At 73.5% G+C, this 11,532-nt stretch carries 8 protein-coding genes; 6 read left to right on the plus strand and 2 right to left on the minus strand.

The features are described 5' to 3' along the window. Positions 1-98 precede the first annotated feature (98 nt). The 6 genes from ACLQ2V_RS18335 to ACLQ2V_RS18360 all read left to right on the plus strand — a co-directional run bounded on the left by ACLQ2V_RS18335 (position 99) and on the right by ACLQ2V_RS18360 (position 7,011). Positions 99-1,676 (plus strand): bifunctional 3-(3-hydroxy-phenyl)propionate/3-hydroxycinnamic acid hydroxylase, encoded by a 1,578-nt coding sequence (locus tag ACLQ2V_RS18335; RefSeq protein ID WP_425719714.1) that lies wholly within the window; start codon positions 99-101, stop codon positions 1,674-1,676. A 131-nt stretch (positions 1,677-1,807) separates the two neighbouring features. Beyond that, positions 1,808-3,067, plus strand: a complete 1,260-nt coding sequence (locus ACLQ2V_RS18340; protein ID WP_425719715.1) for a family 16 glycosylhydrolase — start codon at positions 1,808-1,810, stop codon at positions 3,065-3,067. A 144-nt stretch (positions 3,068-3,211) separates the two neighbouring features. Continuing rightward, positions 3,212-5,488, plus strand: a complete 2,277-nt coding sequence (locus ACLQ2V_RS18345; RefSeq protein ID WP_425719716.1) for a glycosyl hydrolase family 95 catalytic domain-containing protein — start codon at positions 3,212-3,214, stop codon at positions 5,486-5,488. Between the two features lie 49 nt (positions 5,489-5,537). Then, entirely contained in the window at positions 5,538-5,858 is a 321-nt protein-coding gene (locus ACLQ2V_RS18350) for a hypothetical protein (RefSeq protein WP_425719717.1), read from the plus strand. Continuing rightward, positions 5,852-6,151: a hypothetical protein gene (locus ACLQ2V_RS18355; RefSeq protein WP_425719718.1), complete on the plus strand. Its 300-nt coding sequence runs from the start codon at positions 5,852-5,854 to the stop codon at positions 6,149-6,151. The genes ACLQ2V_RS18350 and ACLQ2V_RS18355 overlap by 7 nt, the downstream gene beginning before the upstream one ends. A 104-nt stretch (positions 6,152-6,255) precedes the next feature. Next, positions 6,256-7,011, plus strand: a complete 756-nt coding sequence (locus ACLQ2V_RS18360) for a hypothetical protein (RefSeq protein ID WP_425719719.1) — start codon at positions 6,256-6,258, stop codon at positions 7,009-7,011. Positions 7,012-7,133: 122 nt separating this feature from the next. On the opposite strand, the gene ACLQ2V_RS18365 is transcribed toward ACLQ2V_RS18360, so the two are convergent. Both ACLQ2V_RS18365 and ACLQ2V_RS18370 read right to left on the minus strand, forming a co-directional pair. Next, complete coding sequence (locus ACLQ2V_RS18365) at positions 7,134-9,242, minus strand: cellulase family glycosylhydrolase (protein WP_425719720.1); 2,109 nt, start codon at positions 9,240-9,242, stop codon at positions 7,134-7,136. Positions 9,243-9,386: 144 nt separating this feature from the next. Then, positions 9,387-10,886 (minus strand): SulP family inorganic anion transporter, encoded by a 1,500-nt coding sequence (locus tag ACLQ2V_RS18370; protein ID WP_425719721.1) that lies wholly within the window; start codon positions 10,884-10,886, stop codon positions 9,387-9,389. Between the last annotated feature and the right edge of the window lie 646 nt (positions 10,887-11,532).

Below are 11,532 nucleotides of genomic sequence, written 5' to 3' on the forward strand. Positions count from 1 at the left end.
CGAAGCCACCCGAGCCGGGTCGGCTGGCTCGGCGCGCCCGGCACCGGCCGGCGCGCAGTCGGGGCCGCCGGCCCGGCGCGGGGCGGGGAGGGGGAACGGTGGCCGATCCGCTGCCCGTGGTCGTCGTGGGTGCCGGGCCGACCGGGGTGACGGCGGCCCTCCTGCTGGCCGCGTACCAGGTGCCGTCGGTGGTGCTCGACCGGTGGCCGGCCCCCTACCCGCGACCCCGCGCGGTCCACCTCGACGACGAGGTGTGCCGGATCCTGCACCGGGTGGGGGTGCACGAGGAGTTCGCCGCCGTCTCCCGGCCGGCCGAGGGGCTGCGGCTGCTCGGCCCCGACCACCGCGTCCTGGCGCAGTTCAGCCGGCGTACGGCGGCCGGTGCCCACGGTCACCCGCAGGCGAACATGTTCGACCAGCCGACGCTGGAGGCCATCCTGCGCCGCGCCGCCGACCGTGAGCCGCTGGTCACCCTGTGCGGCGGTGTCGAGGTGACCGCCGTGTCGACCGGTGACGACGGGCTGGTGACGGTGGCGCTCACCGACCGGGGGTCGGGGCGGCGGCGGGCGCTGCGCGCGCGGTACGTCCTGGGCTGCGACGGTGCGAACAGCACCGTCCGGGCCGGGATCGGCGCGGGAATGCGCGAGCTCGGTTTCGCCCAGCGTTGGCTCGTGGTCGACGTCGACACCGACGCCGAGATCGACGCGTGGGCCGGCGTGCACCAGGTCTGCGATCCCCGCCGGGCCGCCACCTACCTGCGGGTCGGCGCCCGACGCCACCGGTGGGAGTTCCGGCTGCTGCCCGGCGAGACGGCCGCCGTGATGTCCGCCCCCGCGACCCTGCACGCGCTGCTGCGGCCCTGGACGGCCGACCTGCCGTTCGCGGCGCTGACGGTGCTGCGCTGCGCGGAGTACACCTTCCGCGCCCAGGTCGCCGACCGGTGGCGGGTCGGGCCGGTGTTCCTGCTCGGTGACGCCGCCCACCTCACCCCGCCGTTCATCGGTCAGGGGCTGGGCTCCGGCCTGCGCGACGCGGCCAACCTGAGCTGGAAGCTCGCCGCCGTGCTGACCGGTGGGCTGCCCGAGGCCGCGCTGGGCAGCTACCAGGCCGAGCGCGGGCCGCACGTCACCGCGCTGATCCGGCTCGCCGTGGGCGTCGGTCGGGCGATGACCCAGGGCGGTCGGGTCGGCGACGCGGCGCGGCGGGTCGTGGTGCCCCGGCTCGCCCACGTTCCCGGCCTGCGGGCCAGGGTCCTCGACAGCACGACCCCGCCCCTGCGCCCCTCGGCGCTGCGCCGGCGGCGTCGGTGGCCGTGGGGGCGCGCCGGCCGACTCTGCCCGAACCCGGTCCTGGCCGACGGCCGCAGCCTCGACGACGTGCTCGGCTCCTGTTTCGCCGTGCTCACCGTCGGGCCGGTGGACCGGTGGGCGGTCGCCGAGGCGGGTCGGCGGCGGGTGGTGCTGGTCCGCGTGGCTCCGTCCTCGACCCTCGGGCGGTGGCTGCGTCGGGGTGGGGCCCGCGCGGCGCTGGTGCGTCCCGATCGGACGGTGCTGCGCACGGGCGGCGACCCGGCGGCTCTGGTCGGCCTCGCGCCGATCCTGCCGCGCGCGGCGCCCCCGGGGGCACCGACGCGTCGGGCGGGCCGGGGCGAGGGCGGGCCCGACCAGGTCGGATGACCCGGCCCGGACCAGGGCACCCAACAATTAACACTCTTGACAGAAGTTGGTAACATCGACAAACTTCGTTTAGAGAGCGCTCTCAGTGCCGCCCGTCACCCCCGACCGGACCGAGAGCCGAGGAGGCTCCCATGACCCGATTCCGACGCGTTCCCCGGGCGCTCGCCCGCGCCGCACTCACCCTCGCCGTCGTCGCGGCGTCGCTCGTCCTGCCCGGCCCGGCGGTGCCCGCCCAGGCGGGGATCGGCGGCCTCACCTGGGCCGACGAGTTCAACGCCGGCGCCGGCACCGCCGTCGACCAGAACAAGTGGCGCTTCGACATCGGCGGCAGCGGCTGGGGCAACAACGAGCGGCAGTACTACACCAACAGCACCAGCAACGCCGTGCACGACGGCCAGGGCAACCTGGTCATCACCGCCCGCAAGGAGAATCCGGCCAACTACCAGTGCCACTACGGCCGCTGCGAGTACACCTCGGCCCGGCTGCTGACCTCGGCGACCTTCACCCAGGCGTACGGCCGCTTCGAGGCCCGCATCAAGATCCCCCGGGGGCAGGGCATCTGGCCGGCGTTCTGGATGCTCGGCAACGACATGGGCAGCGTGGGCTGGCCCAACGCCGGCGAGATCGACATCATGGAGAACGTCGGCAAGGAGCCCAACACCGTCTACGGCACCATCCACGGCCCGGGCTACTCCGGCGGCGGGGGCATCACCGGCAGCCGCACCGTCGGCTCGCCGCTGGCCGACGGCTTCCACACCTACCGGGTGGACTGGGAGCCCAACTCGATCGTGTGGTACCTCGACGGCGTCGAGTTCCACCGCGTCGACCCGAGCCGGCTGGGCGGCAACCGGTGGGTCTTCGACCACCCGTTCTTCATGATCCTCAACGTGGCGGTCGGCGGGAACTGGCCGGGCTACCCGGACGGCAGCACCCAGTTCCCGCAGCAGATGCTGGTCGACTACGTCCGGGTCAACGGCTACACCTCCGGCGGCGACAACCCGCCGCCCGGCACCACCCGGATCCGGGGTCAGCAGAGCGGCCGGTGCGTCGACATCCCGGGCGCGAACCCGATCGACGGCGCCAAGCTGCAGATCTGGGACTGCAACGCCACCGCCGCGCAGGCGTGGACCTTCGCCGCCGACGGCACGGTGCGGGCGATGGGCAAGTGCATGGACCCGGCCTGGGGCGCGACCACCAACGGCACCGAGGTCAACCTCGTCACCTGCAACAACAACCCGGTCCAGCGGTTCACCCTGAACGCCGCCGGTGACCTGGTCAACCTCAGCGCCAACCGCTGCGTCGACGTGCGCGACAACAACGCGGGCAACGGCGGCAAGCTGCAACTGTGGGACTGCGGGGGCACCCCCAACCAGAAGTGGTCCCGATACTGACCGCACCCGCGAGGACGGCGGCCGTGGCACCGGGCGCGCGAAGCGCCCGCCACGGCCGCCGTCGTCCGCCCCACCGAGACGGTACGCACCACGCAGGCGCCCGGGTCGACGATGGAGGCCACGACCGACAAGGAGCCGCCGTCGATGACGCAGACCCCGCCCGCGTCCGCCCATCGGATCGTCGACACCGCCCCGGCCGCCCGCTGGGAGGACGCCTTCCTCTCCGGCAACGGCGAGTACGGGATCATGGTGGCCGGCGCCCCGCACGCCGAGCGGATCGTGCTCAACCACCACCGCTTCGTGCTGCCCAACGGCACCCGCCACGCCCGGCCACCGCAGCTCGCCGAGCACCTGCCCCGGGTGCGCGAGCTCGTCCTCGCCGACCGGCGCGCGGAGGCCGGCGCGCTGCTGGCCGACGGGCGCGAGCTGCGCTGGACCCAGCCCTTCCACCCCGGGTACGCGCTGACCGTCGACGCGGCGTCGCCCCGGCCGACCGACGACCCACTGCCGGCGGGCTACCGCCGGGGCACCGACTTCGCCACCGGGGAGGTCGTGGTCGAGCGGGACGCCGGTCGGCGGCGCGCCTTCGTCTCCCGCGCCGACGCGCTGGTGGTGCTGCACGTCGAGACGGCCGGCTGCCTCGTCGGCCTCACCGGCGACCTGCCGGGCTGCCCGCCCGACGTGCGCTACACCACCACGGCGTACCGCCGGGGCGGGCACGTCTTCCTGCGCATCCGGGGCCGCTACCCGGCCGACGGCGACGGCGCGTACGGCTTCGAGGGGGTGACCCTGGTGCGCGGCGACGCGCGGCTCGTGGGCGACCGGGTGGCCGTGCGCGGCCCGGCCCTGCTGACCACCGTGCTGGACCGCTACGACGCCGCGCCGTGGCGGACCGCGGAGCTGGAGCGGGCCCTGCTGGCCCACGCCGGCGACGGGTACGCCGAGCTGCTGGCCCGGCACGTCGCCGTGCATGCGCCGATGTACCGGCGGGTCAGCCTGGACCTGGGCGTGCCGGACGCCGAGCGCGACCTGCCGGTGGGGGAGCTGCTGGCCCGGCAGGACGCCGCCCCCGGCGCGCTCTCGCCGGCCCTGCTGGAGCGGCTGTTCCACAGCGGCCGGTACCTGCTGATCAGCGCCAGCGGGGTGCTGCCGCCCCGGCTGACCGGCCTGTGGCTGGGCGGGTGGGGCGCGGCCTGGGCGGGCGACTTCACCACCGACGCCAACCTCAACCTCCAGCTGGCCGGGGCCAACATCGGCGCGCTGCCCGAGGTGACGGTGGCGCACGCCGCGCTGGTGGCCGGCCAGGTCGACGACTGGCGGCGCAACGCGCGGGCCGTCTACGGGGTCCGGGGGCTGCTCGCGCCGGGCCGCACCGACGGCGAGCACGGGCACCTGTTCCACTTCCGGGCCGACTGGCCGTGGGCGGCCTGGCTGGCCGGGGCGGACTGGCTGCTGCATCCCCTCTGGGAACACCACCAGGTGACCGGCGAGCCGCCGGGGGAACTGGCCGGCTGGCTGGCGGAGGCGGCGGACTTCTTCGCGGACTTCCTCACCGTCACCGACGACTCCGGCGCGGTGGTCGTGGTGCCGTCGTTCTCGCCGGAGACCGGGCCACCGGACGCCCACGGCCGGCCGGTGTACGTGGCGATCAACGCCACGATGGACATCGCCGCCGCCCGGCACGCCCTGGCCACCGCCGCCGAGGCGACCGGCGTCGACCGGTGGGCCGGGCTGCGCGGGCGGCTGCCGGCGTACCGGGTCGACGAGCGTGGGGCGCTCGCCGAGTGGGCCTGGCCCGGCCGCCCCGGCGACGAGGACCACCGGCACGTCAGCCACCTCTACCCGGTCTGGCCGCTGGACGAGATCAACCCCGACGACACCCCCGAGCTGGCCGCCGCCGCGCACCGTGCGCTGGCGCTGCGCGGCGACGAGAACCTCTCCGCCCACGGCAGCCTGCACCGGGCGCTGGTCGCCGCCCGGCTGCGCGACCCCGACCTGGTCGAGCGGAACCTGGGCAAGATCGTCGGCAACCGGATGTTCTTCCGGTCGCTGATGAGCTCGCACAACCCGGACCTGGAGATCTACAACGCCGACGCGGCGCACACCCTGCCCGGGGTGCTGATCGAGGCACTGGTGCACTCCCGGCCCGGCCTGGTGTGGCTGCTGCCCGCCGCGCCGGCCGCGCTGAGCCGGGGCACCCTGCGCGGGGTGGCCTGCCGGGGTGGGGTGCGCGTGCAGGAGCTGAGCTGGGACGAGGGCGCCCTGCGGGTGCGGTTGGTCGCGCCGACCGGGCAGCGGGTCGAGGTGCGCAGCCCGCACGGGGAGGCGACCGTCGACCTGGTCGCCGGCGAGGCCACCGAGCTGACCCTGCCCCGACCGCCGGCGGGCCATAAGATAGATGACGGTCAAAACCATTGGTAGCGTCGTCGTACACCCGGAAGTCGTCCACCCGGAACTCGATGGAGGACACATGCGCCGACCAGCTCCGCGCCTGGCGGCCGCCGCGGCCACCGGAATCCTGCTGGCCCCGCTGGGCGGCCTCGCCGCGCAGGCCGACCCGGTGGTGCCCCGGCACGCCGTCGTCGTCTGCCAGAGCGCCAGCTTCTACGCCAACTACGACTCGGCCAACGGCCCGCACGGGCTCAAGCGGACCCTGACCAACGGCAACAAGGTCGGGCACACCCCTGGCGCGCACCCGGTCTACAACGGCTGGGCCGCCGCCTTCGACTTCGGCCCCAACGACTGGGGCTACCTGCGCATCGAATGCATCGGAGGGTACGACTCATGGTGAGCGTGGGCGGGCGACGCCGGTTCGCGGCGCTGGTCGCGGGCGTGGTGGCGGTCGCGGTCGCGGTCGGCGCGCCGGCCCCGGCGCAGGCCGCGAACGGCACCATCGGGCAGCGCGAGACCGTCTGCGCCAGCGACCTGTTCGTCCGCACCACCCCCAACGGGGCGTGGATGGGCACCCTCGAACAGGGGCAGACCTTCCTGGTGGAGGGGCCCCGCAGCGGCGGCTACGTCTACGGCTTCGCCTACGGGCACATCAACCGGCGCGGCTGGGTCCAGGACGGCTGGTTCTGCTGAGCGCCGTCGGCCGAGCGCCCTCGCCATCGGTGACTCGGCGCGGCGAGCTCGATGGGCGGGCGTGTCGGCCGCCCACCGGGCTCGCCCGCCGGGACAATGCGACGGTGACGTCTTGGCACGCGCGGCCGCAGCGGCTGGGGACCGACGTGGCGGGGCGACCGGCCCCGCCCGCCGCGCCGGCACTGGACTACTACCTCGTGCACCCCGACGGCCCCGGCGGGCGCGCCGCCGCGCCGGAGGGGCTCGTGGTCGAGGAGTTCGTCCTCGACGCGGACCACTCGGCGGTACGACTCGACTCGGCCGCCTGGACGCCGGCCGACGGCCACTGGTGGGACGCGGCGGCCTTCAGCCGCAGCATCCGGGTCGACGCCGGCCTGCGCGCCCGGGTGGTCGGGGTGCCCCGGCAGCGGGCGGCGGGGGCCTACCGGCAGCTCGGCGGGGGAGAGCTGCCCGACGAGGAGACGCTGCGCGGGCACTTCCACGACGGGCAGCCACTGGGCACTGCGGCCCCGCTGCGGCTCGTCCCCGGCCCGGACGCCGGGCCCCGCCACACCCGCGTCCACCGGGTCCTCTTCGCCGCCGACCTGCGCCCCGACGGGCTGGCGAACGTGTCCGAGGCGTGGCGGATGGTCAGCGTCGGTGACCCCGGGGCGCGGGCCGTCGGGGTGGCCGAACGCCGGATCGGCCCCGACACCTTCACCTGGTACCTGCGCCGCGTCGGGGGCGGTGGCCCCTGGTGCCTCGACCTGAGCGCGGACCTGAGCACCGGCGACGCGGCGATCGGTCCGCTGCTGCGCGAGCTGACCACGCAGCTGCGGATGCAGGGGCTCATCCCGGTCACCGTCGAGCGCTTCTCCTGACGCCCGGCCGGGGTGGCCGAGCCCGCGTCGTCGGCCGGCAGGCCGGCTCGACGTCGCCGCCCGTGGCCCGGCCGGCCCCCACGCCCGTCGCGTGGGGACGACCGGGCCGCACCGCCGGGCGCTCAGCCGACGGTGCCGGTGACGGCGCCGCCGGACCTGGTGACCTGGTACGTCACCCGCTCGCCGCTCCAGAAGTGGAAGGTGAGGGTCACCGGGGCGTTGTCGTTGACCTCGGCGAAGAAGTCGGCGGTCAGGGTGATCACGTTGGTGCCGTAGTTCGGTGCGAACGTGCGGTCGAACTCCTTGAACGAGGTCCAGTTCTGCGGGCCGGCATTGCTGCCGTCGGCGTACTTCGCCTCCATCGTGGCGAGCTGGTCGCCCCGGAACTGGGTGGGGATCGCGAACGAGCTGGTCGTCCCGGTGGCGTTGGCCAGGGTCGGCCGGTCGTAAGTGAGGATGTTGATCCGCCACGGCACGCCCTGGGAGAACCGGGCGTGCAGCGTCGCGTTGACCCCGTACGCCCGGTTGCCGGTCAGCCGGGTCAGCGCCGAAGCGGTGAGCGTGAGCTGGCTGCCGCTGACGGTGTAGTCGGTGCCCCTGACTAGCTCGGTGCTGCCCTGGCGCAGGCCCTGGAAGGTGGTGCCGTTGAGGTTCAGCGTGATCGTCTTGGCGGTGATGGCGCTGGACCTGGCGTTGAAGACCAGGTCGGTCGAGGCGGTGCCCGAGCGGGTGCTCCAGCTCGACTTGAGTTGCGCGGCCAGCTCGGGATCGCTCCACTGCAACGAGGTCCGGCCGAGGTGCTGGCCGTTGTCCCAGAGCATGGTGGTGAGCTTGCGGGTGCGGGCGTAGTAGCCGAAGTACTCGAAGAACTTCAGCTTCTCGCCCTGCTCGATGGTGCCGGTGTGCCGGTCGAAGCCGAGCAGGCCGTACTCACCGATGATCACCGGGATGCCCTTGGCGACGAAGGCGTGGTACACCCGGTCGAAGGCGTCGGTGAGATCCTGCTGCGCGGTCGCGTCGAACCGGGTGCCGCCGGCGACGTTCACGCTGAACGGCCAGTACCCGTAGTAGTGCACGGTCGCGATCAGGTAGCGGTCGTTGAGCGCGGTGAAGGTGGCCGCCAGCTCGTCGACGCGGGCCTGGTCGGCGGAGGTGTGCAGGGTGGGCAGCACCAGCAGCCGGGTGGCGTTGTTGCCGCCGGAGGACCGCACGACGGTGCGGAACGACGTGTTGAGCTCGTTGAGCAGGGTGGCGTTCTGGGCGTCGCCGGAGCTGCCGGTGAACTGCGGCTCGTTGACGCTCTCGAAGACCAGCTTCGCCGACGAGCTGCGGAAGGTCGTCGAGAGCTGGGTCCAGATCGCGTTGTACTTGGCCAGCACGTTCGTCCGGTCGGTGGGCATGGTGTTGATCCACTGCCACGAGTCGTGATGGATGTTGATCATCACGTAGAAGCCGTCGGCGAGCGCCCAGTCGACGACCTCCTTGACCCGGTTCAGGTACGCCGCCTCGATGGGGTAGCCGGGCGCGGCGCCCAGGTGCGCGCTCCAGGTGACCGGGATGCGGATGCTCTTGAAGCCCTGCGCCCGCACGCCGTCCAGCAGCGCCTCGGTGATGCGCGGGTTGCCCCAGGCGGTCTCGTCGGCGCCGACGGAGTCGAGGGAGTTGCCCAGGTTCCAGCCGGGCTGCATGGCGGCCACGGCCGCCATCGCGTCACCGGCCGGCGGGGGAGTGGTGGGCGGCGGCGTGGTGGGCGGTGGGGGAGTGGTGGTCGGCGGTGGGGTGGTGGTGGGGCGGGTGCCGCCGGTGCAGGCCACCCCGTTGAGCGCGAACGCGGTGGGGTTCGTGTTCGCCCCGGACCACGAGCCGTTGAAGCCGAAGGACGCGCTCGCGTTCGTGGCGAGGGCGGCGTTGTAGCCGACGTCGGCGGCGGTCACCTCGGCACCGGCGGAGGTGACCGTGGCGTTCCACGCCTGCGTCACCCGCTGCCCGGAGGGGAACGTCCAGGTCAGCCGCCAACCGTTGAGCGCGTCGCCGAGGTTGGTCACGCTGACGTTGGCGCTGAACCCGCCCGCCCACTGGCCGCCCACCTGGTACGCCACGGAGCAACCGGCCGCCGCCTGCGCGGTGCCGGTCAGCAGCAGGCCGAGCGAGGCCAGCAGCATCGTGACGGCGGTGGCGAACGCGCCGACCCGCCATCGGGTACGTCTTGGACTCTGCTGCACGACGGTCATGACGCTCCTCGCCGGGGACGTGGTGGCGCTCGGGCGGTGGCCGTCACCGTGGCTGGGCGACGGGCGGATCGCCCGCAGATTAAGTTGTCAATCTAAACTTTGTCAATCGGCGCTTGCCTATGCCTTTGTCGGTCGAGCCGGTCGTCAGTCGCCGACGCCCAGCCGGCCGGCGAGGGTGCCGTGGAGGCGGGCGCTGGGCTGGTTCAGCTCGACGATCTCCACGGTCTTGCCACGGGTCGCGTACTTCTGCCCGATGGCGTCCAGCGCCGCGACGCTGGAGGCGTCCCAGACATGGGCGTGGGTCATGTCGATGACCACCCGGTCGGGGTCGTTGACGTAGTCGAACTGATGCACCAGGTCGTTGCTGGAGGCGAAGAAGAGCGCGCCGCGCACCGAGTAGACCCGGGTGGTGCCGTCGGCGTCGAGGACGCTGGTGACCGTGACCAGGTGGGCCACCCGCCGGGCGAAGACCACCATGGCGGCGAGCACGCCGGCCACCACACCGACCGCCAGGTTGCCGGTGGCCAGCGTCATCACGACGGTGACCACCATGACGATCGTCTCCCCGTACGGCATCCGCCGCAGCGTGGCCGGCGCGACCGAGTGCCAGTCGAAGGTCGAGACCGCCACCACCATCATCACGGCGACCAGGGCGGCCATCGGGATCACCGCCACCACGTCGCCGAGCACGACGACCAGGATCAGCAGGAACACCCCGGCGAGGAACGTCGACAGCCGGGTGCGCGCCCCGGACGCCTTCACGTTGATCATCGTCTGGCCGATCATCGCGCAGCCGCCCATCCCACCGAAGAGCCCGGTGACGATGTTCGCCACCCCCTGCCCCCAGGACTCCCTGGTCTTGTTCGACGGGGTGTCGGTGATGTCGTCGACCAGCTTGGCCGTCATCAGCGACTCCAGCAGCCCGACCAGCGCGATGCCGAGGGCGTAGGGGGCGATCACGGCGAGGGTGTCCAGCGTCCAGGGGATCTGGGGCAGGCCGAGGATGGGCAGGCTGTCGGGCAGGGCGCCCTCGTCGCCGACGGTCGGCACGCCGGCGTGGGCCACCACCGTGACCACCGTCAGCACCACGATGGCGACCAGCGGCGCGGGCACCGCGCGGGTGAGCCGGGGCAGCCCCACCATGATCGCCAGGGCCACGGCCACCAGCGGGTAGACCAGCCAGGGGACCCCGAGCAAATGCGGGACCTGCGCCGCGAAGATCAGGATGGCCAGCGCGTTGACGAACCCCACCATGACGCTGCGCGGGATGAACCGCATCAACCGGGCCACTCCCAGCGCCGCCAGGATCACCTGGAGGAGCCCGCCGAGGAGCACCGCCGCGATCAGGTGGTCGAGGCCGTGCTCCCGTACCAGCGGCGCCACCACCAGGGCGATCGCCCCGGTCGCGGCCGAGATCATCGCCGGCCGGCCGCCGCAGACGGCGATGGTCACGGCCATGGTGAAGGAGGCGAAGAGCCCGACGGTGGGGTCCACCCCGGCGAGGATCGAGAACGAGATCGCCTCGGGGATCAACGCCAGGGCCACGACGAGGCCGGCGAGCACCTCGGTCCGGAAGACCTTCGGCGCGAGCCAGGACGGGCGGGACAGTCGCGGCCGCAGGGCCGGGAAGAGCGCAGACGACATACGGCCATTTCCACTCAGATTTCGCCCCGCCGACCGGCGGGCCCGGGCGAACCTACCCGCGCGAGAAGGGGAGGTTCCCGGTCGAGTGACGCCGCTCATGCGCGCCGCGGACGACCGCCCGGCCCCGCCCGTTCCTGCGGTGTCGCGCCACCGGTCCGAGGGCCCTCGTCGGGCGCCGTCCCGGTCGGGTGGCCGGGCGGCGAGCTGAGCGGCCCGAGCTGTCCGTTCCTCCCCGGGAGTGCCCTGACCAGGGAAAATGTTCGGGTGGCCGGGCCCACTTTCCGTCGGAGGGGGGCCGATTTGGCGTGCTGCGGGCGGGGGAGTAATGTTCACGGCCGGCAGGGAAACGGGCGCCAAGCGGGTCACCGCGGCGGACGGCCTGCCGGCCTCCAGGAAAGCGCCCGGCGCGAGCCGGTCGGTGAATGGTGCCCGCAATTCGGGTGGAAGCGGTCGGATCGGTTCACACCGGTTTGACAGGGCGGAAACCAGCGGGTAACGTAGTAAAAGTGCCCGGCGCGGAAGCGCCGGGTGCGGGTACGGAAAAGCCCCGGACGGGCTCCTGCTGAGGTGGGGGTTTCGGATGGTGTGTGGTTGTTCTTTGAGAACTCAACAGGGTGCTTGATAAGCCAGTGCCAATTATGATTTA

Origin of the sequence: Micromonospora sp. DT233 (assembly GCF_049841815.1) — a bacterium.
In the GTDB taxonomy this organism is placed as follows: Bacteria; Actinomycetota; Actinomycetes; order Mycobacteriales; family Micromonosporaceae; genus Micromonospora.

Bases quoted from the DNA above. Each gene is read 5' to 3' on its own strand.
- ACLQ2V_RS18340 (WP_425719715.1), top strand. From the start codon at position 1,808: ATGACCCGATTCCGACGCGTTCCCCGGGCGCTCGCCCGCGCCGCACTC.
- ACLQ2V_RS18345 (WP_425719716.1), top strand. From the start codon at position 3,212: ATGACGCAGACCCCGCCCGCGTCCGCCCATCGGATCGTCGACACCGCC.
- ACLQ2V_RS18350 (WP_425719717.1), top strand. From the start codon at position 5,538: ATGCGCCGACCAGCTCCGCGCCTGGCGGCCGCCGCGGCCACCGGAATC.
- ACLQ2V_RS18355 (WP_425719718.1), top strand. From the start codon at position 5,852: ATGGTGAGCGTGGGCGGGCGACGCCGGTTCGCGGCGCTGGTCGCGGGC.
- ACLQ2V_RS18365 (WP_425719720.1), bottom strand. From the start codon at position 9,242: ATGACCGTCGTGCAGCAGAGTCCAAGACGTACCCGATGGCGGGTCGGC.
- ACLQ2V_RS18370 (WP_425719721.1), bottom strand. From the start codon at position 10,886: ATGTCGTCTGCGCTCTTCCCGGCCCTGCGGCCGCGACTGTCCCGCCCG.